This is a genomic window from Vibrio sp. qd031, assembly GCF_002100145.1.
Classification (GTDB): domain Bacteria; phylum Pseudomonadota; class Gammaproteobacteria; order Enterobacterales; family Vibrionaceae; genus Vibrio.
The window spans coordinates 66,937-85,930 of sequence record NZ_JXQD01000018.1; the positions used below are offsets into that span (position 1 = coordinate 66,937).

Consider the following 18,994-nt stretch of genomic DNA (forward strand, 5'->3'; position numbering starts at 1 on the left):
CTTATTTAACGTTCATGCCCATAGCCGTATCCATAGCCATAACCATAGCCATACGATACGTGCGAACTTCGAACCACTTTATTCATGATAAAACCAACCGTCATATCAGAACTTAGTTGCGAAGCAGCGGCTTCAACATTGCTCATTTTGGTCCTACCAGGCTCGATCACTAGCATTGCCTGACCTAAGTGCTTGGAAATGGTTACTGTTTCCACTACCCCTAAAACAGGTGGGCAGTCAAATACGACCATTCGGTTAGCGTATCGCGTAGACAGCTCAGCAATCAGCTGTTCCATTTTCTCACTGGCTAACAACTCGTTACTCTCATGGTGCCATGCGCCAGCGGGTAAAATTCGTAAATTAGCAATGTTAGTGGGATAGATAACCTCACCAATATCGTCAACCTCTCCGGTTAGATAGTCGATGAGTCCTGGCCTAGGTTCAATTTGAAGCAAATTGCTGACATCGGGTTTCAATATATCCGCATCAACGAGTAACACTGTTTTGTCTTTTTCACTGGCTAAACTCAATGCCAAATTCACCGAAGTAAAGGTTTTCCCTTCACTCGGAACGGTGCTTGATACCATGACGAGGTTCCCATTAGGCTGAGCTTGAGCCCCTAGCCCAAATGCGTTATAGAGCAGCTTTTGCTTGATCGAACGATACTCATTAGTGATTTCGAGGTTGGTTCTTTCGTTACTGTGATTCACCATGCCCAAGTCTTTGAGCCTTTGTTCATCGATACGCAGTAACTTGGGATCGTTTAGGTCAATAGGTACCGACACATATTGGTTAGGCTTATCCACCAACTCAACTTGCGGCGCGCTCACCTTGGGCTCACTTGCCTGCATCGCAGGTTTTGACTTGGCACGTTTACCCATTGCCTTTTCAATAATACTCATAATTGTGATATCCCTGAGAGTACCGTTGCATGCCATTCGGGCACGATATTAATAAGCACAAACCCGATAAACGTACAAAATATTAAAAATAGAATCAGCACAAATAGCATAGTTTTTCGCTTCAATTTTTTGCGCAGGCCTGAGTTTTGAGTGATGGACACAGCACCAAACACCGGAATACTCGTTTCACGATAGAGCTGCTCTGCCGAAGTAACGACGGGGGATATTTGACTGAGTAAGAAAGACGCCCCCATACCAGCACCTAAACCGACAACAAGCACCGCACTCAAAAACAACGGACGCATTGGACCAGATGGTTTAAGCGGAAGCTGTGGTGGATCTATCACTCGGAAAGTAATCTCATCAGAGGCAGCGCCTACGCGTTGTGATATTAGGGCCGCTTCTCGTCTTGATAGAAGTTCTTCGTATTTTTCTTTGGTAATACTGTAATTCCGGGTCAGCGAAGTCAGCTCTGCTTCCACATCCGGCAGGTTACTGACGGTATTTTCGAGCTCTAATATTTTGGTGACTTGCGCTTGAGCTCTAACCTGCAGTGACGCAATTTCGGTTCGTAACTGCTGAATGAGCACCGAAAGGTATTGAGACTGCTCGCTATTTAAAATTTCGCCACGACTGGCCGCATTTGCAATCGACAACTGCTTCTGTGCACGCAGTTCTTCAATCTGTCTTCGGGTTTCTTTAACGTTGGGATGCTTTTCTGTGTATCTGAACAACAGGTCGTCCAAACGTGCTTCTAATAAATCCAACCGCGAATCAAACTCGGTCTCTACACCAAACTGGTTTTTAGCCGCTTTGGCTTTTTCTGTTTCCAATCTTTCTTGTGCTGTAAACAGCTGAGTTTGCTTTTCTTTAATTTCTAGCTCTGTGGATTCAAGAATACCTTTACGCTGCTCAATTTTAGCGTAGTAATTGGCTTCACTACCCGGTGTATAACCTTCATAACGTTGCTTGAAAGCTGCAAGATCGGCTTCGGATTCTTCTAGGCGTATTTCGTATTCACGGATTTGATCGTCAATGAACTGACCCGCTTTACTGGTGTCTTCGCGCTTTTGACCTACGGCACTATCGACAAAGACATCAAGCGCTGACTGAACAATCTTTTTCACATATCTAGGATCACTGCCGACATAGCTTATTGAGAACAAGTTCTCACGCCCTGTCGATTTGATCTTAATGTTGTTTTTTAGATCGGTAATTAGAGCCTCATACTCCTCACTGGTTTTGGCTGTCGCCGCTGCGTCAGAATACCGAATAATGGTCTCAAGATTGCTCCGGCTAAGCAGCGTTTTAACAATCAACGACAATTCCTGTGAAGGATCTGTATTGATCGCTAAGCCTTTGAGTAGTGGCTGCAAAATTGAACGAGTATCGGCATAAACCCTAGCTTCAGATGTGTACTGGTTGGGCATTAGAGTCACAACACCCCACCCCAATGGACAAATCAATAACAGTGAGATCACTAACCAACGTCTTTTTAGCCATGCACCTTGAACTAAATCAAGTAGCGCTTTCAGTTGCTCTTTCATGGTCGTTTCCTAGAACCAAGCTTCTGGAATAATGACAATATCGCCCGGTAAAATATCGACATTGGCCGATATTTCACCGTCTTTGACTAAATCGTCCAAACGAATGCCGTATTTGATCTGCTTGCCGTTCACAACACGAATAAGGGTTGCTCCATTACCATTTGCGAACTCGGTTAACCCGCCTACTGAGATCATCACATCCAATAATGTCATGTGTTCTCGATAACTAATGGCCTGCGGCTGCGCCGCCTCACCGATAACGCGTACTTGTTCACTAAATGGCCCTACAAAGCCTTGAACAATAACCGTAACGATTGGGTCTCTAACGTACTCAGACAGATAGGACTCTATCTCGCGAGCCAACTCTGTAGGTGTTTTTCCACTTGCATCTAAATCATCAACCAAAGACGTAGATAACTTGCCATCAGGTCTAACTTGGAACACGCCTGAAATTTCTGGGTTACCCCAAACGAAAATTTCTAGATTGTCTTGTGGTCCGATTAGATAGTTGTAGTTATCTATGTCGGTTGTGAGAGAGGGTTGCGCTTTTGCAGAGGGCAACTGTTGGTGTCCCCCGCCACTACTACAAGCAGTTACTAATAATAAAGAACCAACAATTACAAGGCCTTTACTAATATTTTTGATTGAAGCATCCATATTTTTGTCCATGTTAATAATTGCTTAAGTAAGAATAACAATTTCAAACAATAATCTTGTCTCAAAAAACATACATTGCGTTTATTTTTATCCACGTATGCTTGTTTTAACGCTCACTCATTTGCAACGAAAACAAATGTCAGCGGTAAACTTAAATTAGGGAATCACACTTATGTGTCAACTAAGGAACTAGCATGGGCACACAAAACCATATAATAAACAAAAGCAAAATAATGCTATTTATCATAGACATAAGCGTTGTTTATTTGGCGTTTATGGTCTGCGCAGCCATCATGAAAACCTACTTTCCAGAGTATGTTTTGGCGTTTGATCAATATTTCTACATTCGTCTCATTCTTGTTACAGTCTCAATTGAAATTTGCTGTATCGCGGTAGGTCTATATAACGAAAAATTACGTTGTGGCGTAAGAGAAATAGCCAGCAGAATATTAGTATCTGTAATTCTTTCGTATTGCACTGTTGCCTCAATATATGCCATTACGCCTTTAGACAAAAATCCTCTATTAGTTCTTGAATCTATTTATTTTATTATTATTTTGGGCCTATTTGCTACGCGTACCGCTCTACTTTTGGGTGACAAAAAGTACATCAAAAAGTCAAAAGTGCTAGTGCTAGGGGCAGGAAAGCGAGCGTCGTTAATTAATAGCTCGATGAAGCGAAAAACAGACCGGCTAAACTTTGATTTGGTGGGGTATGTACCGTTAAACGGTGATTGCCCAGATGTCGACAATACTCAACCGAGATTAGACATTACAACTGGACAATTAGGCAGTTACTGCCAACAAAACGACATTCACGAGGTGGTTATTGCGGCGGACGAACGCCGAGGAACACTGCCTTCAAAAGAGCTTCTCGATTGTAAAGCGGAGGGGATCTTCGTCAATGACATCATCGATTTTGTGGAGCGTGAAACTGGACAAATTGCCATTGAACACATCAATCCTTCTTGGGCCATTTTCAATCAGTCGCCGGTCAAACTATCATTCTCTTTTGTGCTCAACAGTATTTTCAACACCCTGCTTAGCGTGCTTATTTTTTTAGCCACTTGGCCGTTTATTTTGGTCACTATCCTTGGAATTAAAATTGAAGATGGTTTTTTTGCTCCGGTCATCTATAAGCAGCAGCGCATTGGCTTGAATGGCCGTCGTTTCGACATTTATAAATTCCGCAGTATGAAGATTGACGCAGAAAAAGATGGCGCAAAAATGACCACCAAGACTGATGATCGTGTGACTAAAGTTGGCCGGATTATTCGCAAGTATCGCCTTGATGAATTGCCTCAACTGTACAACGTGGTTCGTGGAGATATGTGCTTTGTTGGTCCACGCCCTGAGCGACCAGAATTCACCACCAATTTTTCACAAGACATTCCATATTATAACCAACGAAACTATGTAAAGCCTGGGCTTACAGGTTGGGCTCAACTGAAATATCCCTATGGCGAAAATAGTAAAGATGCAGCAGAAAAACTTAAGTTTGATCTCTATTACATCAAACACCGCAGCTTCTTGTTGGATCTTCTGATCTTGGTCAGAACATCAGAGATTGTTCTTTTTGGGAAAGGCCGATAGTGGACGAGGTAGAAGTGAAAATCGTAGAGCCGATCACTAATGCATTTACTGTCGATGTCGAAGACTATTTTCAGGTAGAAGCATTCCAGGGCATTATCCGCCCAGAGCAGTGGGATAACGGCGATTATCCTAGCCGCGTAGTCACTAACACGCGTATTATCTTACGCTTGCTAGAACGCCACAATGTCCATGGCACCTTTTTTGTCCTTGGTTGGGTAGCACAACGTTATCCAACCCTGATTGCAGACATTGCCTCCCAAGGGCACGAGATCGCTTGCCACGGTTTTGCCCATCAGCGGGCCACCACTCAAACCTTTGACGTATTTCTCAACGATATTCTTTCAGCAAAACATTGCTTGGAAGACACTGTCGGTGTCTCTGTCGATGGATACCGCGCCCCGAGCTTCTCAATCAATGAAAATAACCAGTGGGCGTTTGATGCACTGGCAAAAGCGGGCTTTTTATACAGCAGTAGCACTTATCCTGTGAAGCACGACCTATATGGTGTTCCAAATTGGCCAAGGTTTCCGCACTTACGCCCGGAAGGTATTTTAGAAATCCCAGTTCCGACTCTGCGTATCGCTGAGCGCAACATTCCTATCGGTGGTGGGGGGTACTTCCGACTCGCCCCTTATGCGCTAAGCCATAAGTTAATAGAACGCTACTTAGTCGACGAGCAAAAGCCCTACTCGTTCTACTTCCACCCCTGGGAAATTGATCCTGGCCAACCGAGGATAGCAAACGCAACACTCAAGTCTAAGGTTAGGCACTACGTTAACCTTGGTCGAATGGAAAACAAAGTGAGCCGTCTTCTCTCTGATTTTCAGTGGTCGACAATGAAAGATGTGTACTCAATACAAGGAAAGGAAAGTGCAGCAAGTATCCGTGCGTAGTTTTAAACCTCAAGATGCCAAACAGTGGGATTCGTACGTAGACAATCATCCATCAGGCAGCTTTTTTCATTTAACCGGTTGGATCACGGTGATTAAAGAGGTATTTGGTCACAAGCCTCATTATCTTGTCGCGACACAACAACAGGAAATTGTTGGCGTTCTGCCACTCGTACAACAAAAAAGTATGTTGTTTGGGCATTCATTGGTATCAACACCTTTTTGTGTTTACGGTGGAGTGATCGCCAACGACGATGAGATTCGACACGCATTAGAACAGGCCGCTTATGACAAAGGCGTAGCCCTTGGGGTAGATTACGTGGAGTTGCGTGATAAAGAGCCGACAGAATCGACGTCTTTGTGGCAAACACACTCAAATCACGCCACATTTTTTGCCGAAATCCCAGAGGATCCAGAGCAAATATTAACCTCCATAAAACGTAAACAGCGCGCAGTGATCCGCCACTCACAAAAAAACAGTTTAAGTTGGAGTAACGACAACGACATCTCTCAGTGCTACGACCTATACGCTGAAAGCGTTCGTAACCTTGGGACGCCAGTATTCAGTAAGAAGTTGTTTAAAACGCTATTGGATGTGTTTCCCGAAAGCAGCGAAACACTGGTGATCAAAGACGCTCAGGGTGAGCCCGTGAGCAGCGTATTAAGTTTCTATTACAAAGACGAAGTATTGCCCTATTACGGTGGTGGCAACCTTTCCGCTCGCGGTCTTAAAAGCAATGACTTCATGTACTTCCAGTTGATGCATTTGGCACATCAAAAAGGGATGAATCGCTTTGACTTTGGACGCAGTAAACTTGACTCAGGCGCTTATAAATACAAGAAGAACTGGGGTATGACAGAGCAACCTCTAAACTACAAAATTGCTCTGATTAAAGCCACAGAGTTGCCAAATCTGTCGCCTAATAATCCCAAGTATAAGTTGCTCATTGATACATGGAAAAAGCTGCCATTGCCTGTGAGCAAGGCTATAGGGCCCCATATATCGAAGTTTTTAGGGTAGGCCACATTATGTCCAGCAGTAAAAAACCGGCAGTATTGTTTCTGTGCCACCGCATACCTTTTCCACCGAATAAAGGTGAAAAAATTGCTGCGTTCAACATACTAAAATACCTGCATCAGCACTACCAAGTGCACCTTGGCTATTTTATTGATGATCCTTTCGACGAACAGTATATCCGCAAGTTAGACGACTATTGTTCCTCTCAGTTTCATCATTCGATGAACAAAAAATCGAGTCTGATTCGTGGCGCCACGGCGTTTCTAACGCAGCAGCCGATTACGGTTCCCTACTATTATCGCCCGCAGTTTGATCGCAGTGTTTCCCAAACCATCGACAAGCACAACATCAAGAAAGTGGTGATTTTTTCTGGTGCGATGGCCCAATATGTCTTTGATAAACATCAAGACTTGCACACAGTAATGAATTTTGTGGACATCGACTCAGATAAATGGCGCCAATACAGTGATAGTAAAACTGGGCTGTCAAGATATGTATATCAACGAGAGCATAAACAACTGCAACGCTATGAAATTGATATTGCCAAACGTTCCAATGTGAGTTGTTTTGTCACACCAGCAGAAGTCGATACCTTTAAAGCGATCGTTCCAGAAGCAGTAAAGCAAAGAGTCTGCGTTCTAGAAAATGGCTTAGACAGCACCTTCTTTGACCCACGGGCACCATCGACCTTACATGAAGATTTTAACGTTCAGCACGACAATTATTTGGTGTTTACCGGCGCGATGGACTATTGGGCCAACATCGATGCCGTTAAATGGTTTGTGAAAAATGTTTGGCCAACGGTGCTAGAAACCCTCCCAGATGCGAAGTTCTATATTGTTGGAGGTGGCGCAACAGCGGAAGTTAAACAGTTGCAAACACAACAAGGTATTGTGGTGACCGATCGCGTTGTCGATATTCGACCTTATTTACATCATGCCAAGGCCGTTGTGGCGCCCATGCAAATCGCACGAGGAGTGCAGAACAAAATATTAGAAGCAATGGCAATGGCCAAGCCAGTATTTACCACCACATTGGGCATTGAAGGGATCACAGGTTACCCAGATTCACATAACTTTGTGTGCGACACACCGTCGATAGCTTCACAGTGGTGTATTAAACAGTTAACGCAGAACAATACCCCAGCGTTAGACTCGCGAGAGTGGATCATCGCTAACTATAGTTGGCCAAGCAAAATGGCGCCACTGCAGGAGTACCTCAATGAATCGCGCTATTAGCAGTTTGCTACTCGTTCCGTTATGGGCGATCTTATTTAGTGAGACCCTGCTGGATCTCATTAGAGTTTGGGGGGGATCCAAAACCTATGAACATGGGTTTCTAATCTTGCCCATCACAGTCTGGCTTGTTTGGGATGCCCGAGATAAGTTAGACCTCACTAAAGCTCAGTTTTCATTGCAGGCTCTGCTGCTGTTATGCGCAGCCATAATCATCTGGTTATTCGGCATTGCATCTAACGTCAATTTTTTCTCGCATGTGGGTGCAGTTGTCGCGCTACAAGCCATTTTCTGGTTCGTTTTGGGCAACGACAACGCAAAAAAACTGTGGTTCCCTATACTATTTCTGCTATTTGCCATTCCGTTTGGCGAAGAGTTTGTACCCAAATTGCAGCTTATCACCGCCGATTTTACAGTGATGTACCTCAACTTAGTCAACATACCTGTCTATAGAGAAGGGCTATATCTGTATATTCCTAATGGTGTTTTCCACGTTGCCGAGGCTTGTTCCGGAATTCGATTCCTAATTTCGGGAACCGCGCTTAGTGCGCTGTTTGCATACCTATTCTTTCATCATCCCGTGAAACGCATCATTTATTTCGCAATTGCGGTCACCGTACCGATTATCGCTAACGGGTTACGTGCATTTGGGATTGTGCTTATCGGGTATTTGAGCGACATGAAGTACGCCACGGGTGCTGATCACCTTATCTATGGCTGGGTGTTTTTCTCACTGGTTATTGTAATGATGCTTGCGATTGCCTATTTCCTCGCTGACACGCCGACTGAAGAGACAACAAAGACCAAAGGACCTTATTTTGCACCAAGTTTTTCCACTCACTTATCGGTGCTATTCATCGCAGGCGCTGTACTCGTTTTCGCATTTGTGTGGAGCCAGGTGTTTCTGTCAGAAAAACAAGTCTCGACAGTCTCAAACACCAAGATTAGGGCCGATAATGACACCTTTCGTTGGGGCATTGAATTTGAAAATCCGGTCTCTGTTGACGCGAACGAACACCAAGCGACCCAATACAACTCATACACAGCAACTTATCAACTGGCTCAAGACCAAGGGAAACTTATAAGCAGTGAGAACCAATTATTCGATAAAAACATCTGGAATGTGCAATCAAGCCAAATCACCAAAGTCGATGGTCACTCTGCTAAAGCCTTACTGCTAAACTCTCAATATCAAGACCCTATAACCGTGGTTTATTGGTATTGTGTAAATTCTTTCTGCTCGGCAAAGCCGTTTGAAATTGTGCTCTATTCTGGCGCTGTGCGGCTGTTCAAAGGTGATGGAAACGCCTCTGTTGTCGCTTTTGCGAGCCGTAATCTCGACATCAATGATCCGACTCAATTGTCCGCGGACGTGTCGACGTTACTGAAGCTTGCACATAACAAATAAACAAAGGAAGTTGTATGTGTGGTATCGCTGGTATTTTTAATCTTCATCACCCTCATCCTATCGAGCCTACACTGCTTGCGCAGATCAATAATGCCCAGCTCCACCGTGGCCCTGACGACGAAGGCTACTACATTGATGAGCATGTAGGGTTGGCTCATCGACGTTTATCTATTATCGACTTGTCATCTGGGCACCAACCGATTTTTAACGAAGACGACAGCGTCGTTATCGTGTTTAACGGCGAAATCTACAACTATCAAGCCCTCTATGACGAACTCACTCACCTTGGCCATACATTCAAGACCGTGAGTGATACTGAAGTCATTGTGCACGCTTGGGAAGAGTGGCAGGAGCAATGCTTATCTCGCTTTACTGGAATGTTTGCCTTTGCTTTATGGGATAAAAATCGCCATCAGCTGTTTATCGCGCGTGATCGCGTTGGTAAGAAGCCATTGCACTACACGGTAACCCCTGAGGGGCAGTTCGTATTTGGATCTGAACTAAAAGTACTGACCACTCACCCTAAGGTCAGTAGAACAAAACGTACGCAACATCTTGAAGATTTTCTGCACTTTGGTTATGTGCCTGATCCTTACACTGCCTACCAAGATATCTTTACTCTAGAGGCAGGACATTTTTTATTGCTCTCGCCCGGTCAAGAATTTAAGCAGCAGCAATACTGGGATCTCACCTATTCGCCGACGATTTTAGATGAGCAACAAGCGAAAGAGGCGCTAATCGAAAAGTTGCAACAAGCCATTGCTTACCGCTTGATCGCAGATGTGCCTTTGGGGGCATTTTTATCAGGTGGTGTCGACTCAAGTGCGATGGTTGCGTTGATTGCTCAGCAGCAGTCTAGCCCGTTGCAAACCTGTTCGATTGGCTTTAGCGACAAACAATACGACGAATCTAGCTACGCAACCGCGATGGCTAAGCGATACAAAACCAATCACCACTCTCAACAAGTCGACAGCAGTGAACTGATGGATTTATCGGCGCTTCAGAGCATGTATGATCAACCCTTTGCCGACAGTTCGTCCCTGCCAACTTGGAAAGTCTGCCAAATGGCACGAAAGCACGTTAAAGTCGCGATTTCGGGTGACGGTGGTGACGAACTCTTTGCTGGCTATCGCCGTCACAGGCTGCTACTTGCAGAAAACAACATCAAAGACAAAATCCCAGCGTCAATTCGCCAGCCTCTTTTTGGCACTTTAGGCAAATTGTATCCAAAAATGGACTGGGCGCCTCAACCCCTAAGAGCAAAAACAACCTTCCAGTCCTTAGGTATGAGCATGTTAGATGGCTATGCACACGGGATATCGAAAATGAGCGCTCCGTTAAGACACTCATTATACAGTCAGCAATATCTAAGCGATTTGCAGGGGTATAGCGCTAACCAACACCTGCTTCGATACAAAGACAGTTTACCCGATGATCCGCTGAAGCAAATCCAATACTTAGACTTCAAAACATGGTTACCTGGTGACATCCTAACCAAGGTTGATAGAGCCAGTATGGCCACGTCACTCGAAGTGCGAGCACCACTACTAGACCACAATTTTATTGAATGGGGTTTTGGCTTACCTTCTCATTTCAATATTCGCAAAGAACAAGGCAAATCGCTGTTTAAGAAAAGTTTAGAGCCTTGGGTCGACAACGATATTCTATATCGGCCTAAAATGGGCTTTAGCATGCCAATTGCCAAGTGGTTTAGACACGATCTAGCAGATAAGCTCCGTCAAACCGTATTATCTGAAGCAATGCTAGACAGTGGGCAGTTTAGCTCCAAGCAACTCAATACATTAGTCAATGATCACCAATCAGGGCGAAGCGATCATAGTGCAAGCTTATGGTCGCTTTGGATGTACGCGCAGTTTTTGCAAGCGCAAGGGTAAGAGGTCAAGGTAATTATCTTATGCGCATTCTCACTCTAACGTCACTGTTTCCAAGTAGCACCATGCCATCGCTGGGTATTTTCATCGAAACGCGAATGAAGCAGTTAAAGCAACGTTTTCCTGATGTGTCCGTCGATGTAGTCGCTCCTGTACCATGGTTTCCTTTAACCCACCCCAGGTTTGGAGACTACGCAAAATATGCGGCAGTGCCCAACAAAGAAACTCGAAATGGCTTTACTGTCCATCACCCTCGCTACTTGGTGATCCCTGTAATAGGAATGTATTTCACACCCTTTTTCATGGCCTTAACACTGATCGCCTTTTTCTTATCTCAAAAAATTAAGCAGCGCTACGATATTGTCGACGGGCACTACTACTACCCAGATGGCGTTGCCATTGCGTTAGTGTGCAAAATGTTGCGGATCCCTTTTACGCTTACCGCTCGTGGGACTGATATTAACCTCATCCCCGAATACAAACCGGCAAAAAAAATGATCCAATATGCGATTCGACAGTCCGACGCCAACCTCGCCGTGTGTCAAGCGCTCGCGAACGAAATCGATCACCTTCAACCGTGCGACCCTTCGGCGGTAACGGTCAGAAATGGCGTCGATCTGGAGTTATTTCGCTATAGCGACGTCCAACAACAACACGCTTTACGCCAACAGTTAAACCTGCCCTTAAATCAGCCGGTTGCGGTTGCGGTTGGATGGCTAGTAGAACGCAAAGGGCAACATCTCATTGTTGAAGCTTTGGCTCAATGCCCCGAACTACAACTGTATTTTATTGGTACAGGCGAGCAACAATCGGCCCTAGAGCAACGAGTGAAAGCACTTGGCCTTGAAAGACGATGTCATTTTGTCGGCTCTAAGCCGCAATCTGAGCTTCGTGATTGGTTTGGCGCAGCTGATATGTCGATTCTAGCCTCTAGTCGAGAGGGATGGGCAAACGTGCTCCTCGAATCCATGGCATGCGGTACACCTGTTGTCGCGACAAACATTTGGGGCACACCCGAAATTGTTTCAACATTTGATGCGGGTGTCCTAATCGAAAGAACCGTCGACGATATTGCCCGCGGCATTCAAGTTTTGACCAATGAGCCGCGCAAGCGCCATAAAGTGAGACAACATGCAGAAAAGTTCTCATGGGACGATACCTGCAATAAACTCTATCGTGTATTTGAGCAGACACTTAGTAATCGGTCATCACAGCAAACCGCTTCACCCAATTAAAGCCCGATATTAAACATGGAATGTATTTATTATGAGTCGTATTTGTCATCTGGTTTACAGCTTCGGAATTGGTGGATTAGAGAAACTGATCTTAGATATGGTGCGCGATTCGCATCAGCACTTTGAACACCATATTGTCACATTGACTCAAGCGGACCCTGCAATGATTGAGTTGCTCCCATCAAACGTGCATATTTACCAGCTAAACAAACCGTCTGGACACAGTATCTCGATCTATAAAACCCTCTACAGGCAGTTGAAGATCATTCAGCCTGATACCCTACACTCCTATAACCTCGCGACTATAGAGTATCAATGGATAGCAGCTTTACTTCGTATCCCACGAAGAATCCACGCCGAACATGGTCGCGACAGCTACGACCCCGATGGTTCTAACAACAGATATCGACTGTTACGAAAACTATGCTCGCCAGTAGTACACAAGTTTGTTGCCGTTTCCAAAGACCTTGGGGATTGGCTACGACAAGATGTTGGTCTGTCGTTAAGAAAAGTTCAGGTGGTGCACAATGGCGTAGATACTAAGCATTTTAATGTCGAAACCAAACAGCGCAGCCCTAAATTTACCCTCGGACACGTAGCTCGAATGCAAGCCATAAAGAATCAAACCATGTTGTTGGATTCATACTCGCAGGCTTGTCATCAAGATGCTGATTTTGCGATCAACAGTCGCTTAGTGCTCGTAGGAGACGGACCTGAACTCACAGCGTTGAAACAGTATCAACAGGCACTTCCACCTCTGGGTGAAGTGGTATTTGCTGGTGCGCAGATGGATGTAAAACCTTACTACCAAAGTTTTGACCTGTTTATTCTTAGCTCAATTGCCGAAGGGATACCCGTCACTCTACTAGAGGCAATGTCAATGAAGGTGGCGCCTGTAGTCACAAACGTTGGCGGAATTAAAGAGGTGATAAAACATCAGCACAATGGTTTATTGACCGAAAGTGAGAACCGACCGCAACTCACAGAAGCCATATTGACCCTGTACCGTGAACCGCTCACAAGAGCAAGAATAGCAAAGCATGCCAGAGAGCATGTGGAGCAGAGTTACAGCAAACAGCAGATGTTAAGCCAATACTATCGGCTCTATGCTGCTAGCTAGCGCTAGTAATAACCTCTGCTTCTACAGCTGTACGATCACCTTCCAGCGATAATGCCCAGCGATTCCCATCGACCAGAAGCGTTGCACTATTTGGCATTAATATAGGCTTAGTGAAGCGAAAATTTGCCCGGCATAGCTGTTGGTTTTTTTGCGCACTCAAAATCACCGCGACTGAATACATGCCATGAACAATTGGGCGCTTAAAACCGAACCACTTGGAGAGCCAAGGCGTCAGGTGTATGGGGTTGTAGTCCTTTGATATAGAAGCATAATCTCGGCCAACTCGCGACGAAAATGAAATCGCTTTGACCGTTGTCCAATCTGATGACTGCTGAGCAGTTTCGTTTTGGCGAGGCCGCCGTTTTGCCGATGTCTTATTGGTAATTTGAATATACCGACTTACAAAACCTGCCACGATCTCTTGCTCGTTGACAAAGTTCACCACCAAATCAAATTGCAGCCCTTTTTCACTCCAACATTGCTCCCCCAACGATACTTCGACTTGGTAGGCAGCACTTGGATCCAGCAAGGCATTCTGTTCAAACTCAATGGATACATGCACTAAGCCAAGTAGTTTAATGGACAAACTTTTTTGAGATAGATAGCTCAGTTGCACTTGCTGTGTGGCCACAAACAAAAAGCTTAACGGTATCGAGTTATCTGAAAAGTTGAAGCATTGACGGTAACGCTCGAGTTGCTGAGACTCAAATTTAAACTCGTTAATAGACCACTTACCTGCCGATAACGACTGCCCTCTTACTGGCGTACTGCGTTGAGTCAGTGCCAAAAATGCCAGTCGAGTATTTGACGGAAGCTCAGAGAGTAAATACGTTGTAGTCATCCTTTACCTTGTAATCTATTGCGCAGCATCAGGCATTGAATTTAGATGGCGTAATATTGATTCAATCCTATCTTGCATCAAACCGTTTTCTTCGTATTCTGGAGAGACCGGTCCCTGAGACATCGCGACCCAACGACTTTGCATATCGGGGTTTGCAGTAAATAGTGCAAGAAGTACTGTACCTTTCTCGACATGCACACCTTCTATCTCCTCGCTACCATCAATGTTTATTCCCGTATTGAGTAACGTTTTTGCAAACAGCGCCACGTCAGACAGTTGCGATTCAATCGCAACGCCATAGCCTATAAGAAAATCTGGATTTTGCGAGAGCAATACTTCTTGATAGCCTTTATAGGCTAATTTGGCACGAATAGATTGTAACAGGTGAGCATCAATACTTTGCTCGTTGTAGCTGTCGTCTAGAAAATTATTTCCAGACTGAGGGTGCCATGCGTATCGGGTCGCATTATTAGGGATAAAACTAAGTTCACCACTAGTGATCGTCGCTATGGGTAAACTAGGGATTTCTGGCTCAACCGTCGTCGTTACACAGCCCGATAATCCAATTACTATCCCGATAAATAACAACCACGATGCTTTCATAATTGTCCTTACCGAACAAAAAATCGACTGAAAAATGACACTGCGAACTTCTTATGCAGAAGTAATAGTGCGTTTCTTGGTAACCAACTTGGTGTATGCATAACGGTTTTTGCTTTACTGAAAGTTTTGAAGCCTTCAACCCCATGATAGTGACCCATTCCTGATGGTCCTACTCCGCCAAAAGGAGCATCTTCTAACGCAACGTGGATAACCGTGTCGTTAATGGCGACCCCTCCGCTGTGTGTCTGCTCAAGTACTTGTGATTGTTCATGTTTATCATCACTAAATAGATAAAGTGCAAGTGGACGAGGGCGCTCATTAATATAAGCCAGCGCTTCAGACAGTGAATCAACGGTTACAATAGGCAGTAGCGGTCCAAATATCTCGTCTTGCATGATGGTCATGTTATCGTTTACGTTTTTAACTAACGTAGGCTGCATCAAATAAGGCTGGTCGGCGTTTGATAGCGAAGCATTTAACGATATCAATTGTGCCCCTTTTTGCTCTGCATCGGGTAAATAGCTTTGCAAGCGCTCCCATTGACGTTGGTTAATAATGGCCGTCAGTTCGCCACTCTTTTTCATCGATTGAAGATAGCGTTTAGAAAATTTTTCGATGAATGCGTCTTCAAGCGATTTTGGTAGCAAAACATAGTCAGGCGATACACAAATCTGGCCACCATTTAAACACTTACCAAACAACAAGGCGTCGACAGCTTTGTCGAGCTTTCCTTTGTCGGTGATGATCGCGGGTGATTTACCGCCTAGCTCCAGTGTCACTGGCGTGAGGTTTTCAGCCGCCGCTTTTGCCACGAGCTTGCCCACCGACGTTGACCCAGTAAACAATAGATGATCAAAAGGTAACGCACTAAACTCACTCGCGACATTGGGCCCACCTTCAATTAGGCACACCACATCTTCCAGACCTTTAAACAACGAGCGTAATGCTAAATTGGTGTGGGGCGTAAACTCTGAAAGCTTAATCATCACCGTGTTACCGGCCGCTAGCGCTGTGATTGTAGGTGAAATGGCTAAAATGATCGGGAAATTCCATGGAGAGATAATGCCAACAACACCCAACGGTTGGTAAGTCACTTTGACACTTGAAGGTGTAAACATAAGTCCAGCATGACGTTTCTCGCGCTTCATCCACTTAGACAGTTTTGTTAGCGTATATTTCGCCTGCTGAACGCTTGGCATGACGTCCGCCATTAGCGAGTCAAACTCAGTTCGGTGACCGTAATCCTTGCTCAGAGCCTCGACAAGCCGCTGCTTATTATCCAACAAATTTTGCTGTAAGGTGCGGATTCGCTCTGATCGGGTCTCTAAACTAGGATAACGTTGCTGTGCGTAGACGTGCTTAGAGCGTTTAAAAAGCTGCTGTAAGCTCAATGATTGCTGACCCTCTAGAAATGAGAGCGTTTCAATCGGTTTATCTGTCTGTGCGTTCATGCAAAATTTCCCTCAACTGGATACTGGTTGGCGTCACAAGGCCTAACACAATCAAGATGTTATATTAAGCCAACCGCCTCCCAGAAGCCAAGTTAAGTTGGAGTTTACACTGTAAAACTACTTTCTAAGCGCGTTTAGTTTTGCTTGAGCAATCCCATAAACCGTATTGATTGGATAGCTGCCTTCGTCACTTGCGACACCGGCTTCTATGCCCATGAAAAGCTCCACTGCTTCTTCTACACGATCTATAGCGTAAATAGTAAATGTACCCTTCTCTATTGCGGTGACAATATCACTTCGCAGCATCAAGTTTTGCACATTGGATCGTGGAATGATCACTCCCTGAGCATTGTTCCGCCCTTTTATTTGGCAAACATCAAAAAACCCTTCGATTTTTTCATTCACACCCCCTATAGGCTGAGCTTCACCAAACTGATTCATGGAGCCTGTAATCGCTAACTCCTGCCTCACTTCTCTTTTGGCAAAAGCCGACACAACGGCGCAGAATTCAGCCATACTCGCACTGTCCCCATCGACGCCTCCATAAGATTGTTCAAAGGTTATCGTCGTAGTTAATGGTACTTTGGCTGTTTTACCAAAGACGGTACGCATATAAGCAGACAAGATCATCACGCCCTTAGAGTGAATACTGCCTCCAAGATCGACCTGCCGCTCAATATCGATCACCTCCCCTTCACCGTAAGACGTGGTGGCGGTGATTCGATTTGGCGCGCCAAAGGCATGGTCAATTGTGGCCAATACCGACAGCGCATTCACTTGTCCAACCGCCACGCCTTCGGTTCGCATCAGTGTGGTGCCGTTAACAAACGACTCCATTACACCTTCTTGCATTCGGCTAACACGTGATTCCTGATTCGCTAATGCTTGCTCAACGTGCGAGCTTACGATCCGTTTCGCGTTGGCCGCTTTCGCAACGTAATTGGTTTCGCGAAGCAAATTGGCAATATGCGCAGAGTGCAGCGACAATTTCGTTTGGCTGCCACTGCGACGAGCGCTGTGCTCGATGATTCTTTCAATGGCTTTAACGTCGCAATGCAGCAATTTATTATCGTGAACGATGCTTGAAATAAAACGAGCGTAGTGCATTTCGCTCGACTCGTTGCGATCCATCTCGTCTTCAAAATCAGCCGTTACTCTAAACAGCTCTGAAAACTCCGCGTCGTACTGTTGCAAAAGCTGATAAGTTCGATAGTCGCCAAACAAGATTATTTTAATGTCTAATGGAATCGGCTCTGGATCAAGAGATACAGTACCGGTCAAGGTCACTTCCTTCTCTAGTGAGGTCAAGCTGAGCGAGCGCGAGCGAAGTGCGCGTTTTAGCCCTTCCCACACGTAAGGTTGTTCCAATACTTTAACTGCATCCATCAACAGCACACCACCATTAGCGCGGTGCAGTGCGCCAGGACGAATCAAAGAGAAATCTGTAAATACCGTGCCCTTAAATGTTGCCGTTTCAATATAGCCAAACAGCGAATGATAGTTTGGACTTTCTTCCACAATAACAGGAAGTTGAGACTCTGTTTGACTGACTAGCACATTGATTTTATAACGTCGTGGAAGACGTTTATCTAATGATGCACCGGCAATATCCGCTTGTTCGTTGCCTTCTTCGAGAAAGATATCGACGTTTTCTATTACATCGGTTCGCAGTGATTTGAGGTAGTGTTTTATCTCAGAGTAGCTCTCGTATTTAGTGACCAACTCTTCAACTAAGTGCCCAGCCACTTGATCTGCTCGTTGGTTATTGAGGCGTTTAATCTTATTCGCGTAGTCTTCTTCCCAATCGGTAAACACTCTTACCATTTCGCGAAGCAGCGATTCCAACTCGTCTATGTTTTTCTCAAACAACTCCTGTTCTTTCTTTGGAAGTTGATCAAAAGACTCCTCGGAGTGTTGTTCTTCGCCGTCTAGTGCCACAAATTGATAGTCACCTTGCGGAGTGATAGAGAGGCTAATGGCTTTTTCCTTGGCCATGGCGGTCATTTTTTCAAGCTCTTGAGCTTGTTTGGTGGCGAGTTGATTTTTGAGTTGCTCAGAGCGAGAAAAGTACATTTCGTTGTCAAATGCCAAAGGCATCGCTTTAAGCAACTTTTCCATCAGCTTTTCACAATCGTTTTTTAACAGCGAACCAATACCACTTGGCAGTTTGAGTACTTTAGGGGTTCGTATATCGTCAAAATTAGCCACATAACACCAGTCGGCTAATTCGCCATTTTGATGTGGATTGCGCTTTAGATAACGTAGGATCATGGTGCGCTTACCCAACCCATTGCGACCTATCGCATAGATGTTGTAGCCTTTTTCTTTGATCGACATAGCAAATTCGACGGCTTTTTGCGCGCGTTCTTGTCCCACGATTTCGTTTATAGGAACAATATCTTTTGTCGACTTAGCAGGAAGGTTAGTTAGGTCTGAGTGTTGATATACCTCTGAAGCAACTAGCTTATTTATCCCCATAACTTCATCCTCTCTTTTCTAAAAGTATACACAATAGACAATCGAAGGACGCCAACTTGGCGAGATTCCCCAACATTAAGACAAATGGTGTGCCGATTAACCTATAGAATCCCAATTAGTTTAAG

15 protein-coding genes are annotated in these 18,994 nt (G+C 44.9%); 8 read left to right on the forward strand and 7 right to left on the reverse strand.

From position 1 onward, the window contains the following. Positions 1 to 5: 5 nt before the first annotated feature. The 3 genes from ST37_RS06235 to ST37_RS06245 are packed head-to-tail and all read right to left on the reverse strand — an operon-like array spanning position 6 to position 3,106. Positions 6 to 902, reverse strand: coding sequence for an XrtA-associated tyrosine autokinase (locus tag ST37_RS06235; RefSeq protein ID WP_084884699.1), 897 nt, complete (start codon positions 900 to 902; stop codon positions 6 to 8). After that, a complete protein-coding gene (locus ST37_RS06240) occupies positions 899 to 2,449 on the reverse strand; it encodes an XrtA system polysaccharide chain length determinant (RefSeq protein ID WP_084884701.1) in 1,551 nt (516 codons plus the stop codon). Before ST37_RS06240 ends, ST37_RS06235 begins: the two co-directional genes overlap by 4 nt. 9 nt (positions 2,450 to 2,458) lie before the next feature. Continuing rightward, the gene (locus ST37_RS06245) at positions 2,459 to 3,106 is read right to left on the reverse strand and encodes an XrtA/PEP-CTERM system exopolysaccharide export protein (protein WP_084884703.1); all 648 of its coding nucleotides are present in this window, start codon (positions 3,104 to 3,106) and stop codon (positions 2,459 to 2,461) included. A 233-nt stretch (positions 3,107 to 3,339) separates the two neighbouring features. Here ST37_RS06245 and ST37_RS06250 point away from each other — a divergent pair, with 233 nt between their 5' ends. From ST37_RS06250 to ST37_RS06285, 8 genes are read left to right on the forward strand one after another with little or no spacing between them, the layout of a single operon-like run. Continuing rightward, the gene (locus ST37_RS06250) at positions 3,340 to 4,698 is read left to right on the forward strand and encodes a TIGR03013 family XrtA/PEP-CTERM system glycosyltransferase (protein ID WP_172400936.1); all 1,359 of its coding nucleotides are present in this window, start codon (positions 3,340 to 3,342) and stop codon (positions 4,696 to 4,698) included. Continuing rightward, positions 4,698 to 5,591, forward strand: a complete 894-nt coding sequence (locus ST37_RS06255) for an XrtA system polysaccharide deacetylase (RefSeq protein ID WP_197687451.1) — start codon at positions 4,698 to 4,700, stop codon at positions 5,589 to 5,591. Before ST37_RS06250 ends, ST37_RS06255 begins: the two co-directional genes overlap by 1 nt. Next, a complete protein-coding gene (locus tag ST37_RS06260; RefSeq protein WP_197687452.1) occupies positions 5,569 to 6,609 on the forward strand; it encodes a FemAB family XrtA/PEP-CTERM system-associated protein in 1,041 nt (346 codons plus the stop codon). The genes ST37_RS06255 and ST37_RS06260 overlap by 23 nt, the downstream gene beginning before the upstream one ends. A gap of 8 nt (positions 6,610 to 6,617) precedes the next feature. Beyond that, complete coding sequence (locus ST37_RS06265) at positions 6,618 to 7,844, forward strand: TIGR03087 family PEP-CTERM/XrtA system glycosyltransferase (RefSeq protein ID WP_172400937.1); 1,227 nt, start codon at positions 6,618 to 6,620, stop codon at positions 7,842 to 7,844. Beyond that, positions 7,828 to 9,249, forward strand: coding sequence for an exosortase A (gene xrtA, locus ST37_RS06270; RefSeq protein ID WP_084884710.1), 1,422 nt, complete (start codon positions 7,828 to 7,830; stop codon positions 9,247 to 9,249). The genes ST37_RS06265 and xrtA overlap by 17 nt, the downstream gene beginning before the upstream one ends. A 14-nt stretch (positions 9,250 to 9,263) precedes the next feature. Continuing rightward, positions 9,264 to 11,144, forward strand: coding sequence for an XrtA/PEP-CTERM system amidotransferase (locus ST37_RS06275; protein WP_084884712.1), 1,881 nt, complete (start codon positions 9,264 to 9,266; stop codon positions 11,142 to 11,144). A 20-nt stretch (positions 11,145 to 11,164) separates the two neighbouring features. Then, complete coding sequence (locus tag ST37_RS06280; protein ID WP_084884714.1) at positions 11,165 to 12,376, forward strand: glycosyltransferase; 1,212 nt, start codon at positions 11,165 to 11,167, stop codon at positions 12,374 to 12,376. A gap of 31 nt (positions 12,377 to 12,407) precedes the next feature. Continuing rightward, on the forward strand, positions 12,408 to 13,496 hold the full coding sequence (locus ST37_RS06285) for a glycosyltransferase (protein ID WP_084884715.1): 1,089 nt from the start codon (positions 12,408 to 12,410) through the stop codon (positions 13,494 to 13,496). Here ST37_RS06285 and ST37_RS06290 read toward each other — a convergent pair. From ST37_RS06290 to ST37_RS06305, 4 genes are all read right to left on the reverse strand, one after another. Continuing rightward, entirely contained in the window at positions 13,489 to 14,337 is an 849-nt protein-coding gene (locus ST37_RS06290; RefSeq protein ID WP_084884717.1) for a MaoC/PaaZ C-terminal domain-containing protein, read from the reverse strand. The two genes, ST37_RS06285 and ST37_RS06290, sit on opposite strands and share 8 nt — an antisense overlap. 15 nt (positions 14,338 to 14,352) lie before the next feature. Then, a complete protein-coding gene (locus ST37_RS06295; RefSeq protein ID WP_084884719.1) occupies positions 14,353 to 14,940 on the reverse strand; it encodes a DUF4136 domain-containing protein in 588 nt (195 codons plus the stop codon). A gap of 8 nt (positions 14,941 to 14,948) precedes the next feature. Further along, complete coding sequence (locus ST37_RS06300) at positions 14,949 to 16,391, reverse strand: coniferyl aldehyde dehydrogenase (protein WP_084884720.1); 1,443 nt, start codon at positions 16,389 to 16,391, stop codon at positions 14,949 to 14,951. A gap of 117 nt (positions 16,392 to 16,508) precedes the next feature. Further along, positions 16,509 to 18,869 (reverse strand): ATP-binding protein, encoded by a 2,361-nt coding sequence (locus ST37_RS06305; protein WP_084884722.1) that lies wholly within the window; start codon positions 18,867 to 18,869, stop codon positions 16,509 to 16,511. Between the last annotated feature and the right edge of the window lie 125 nt (positions 18,870 to 18,994).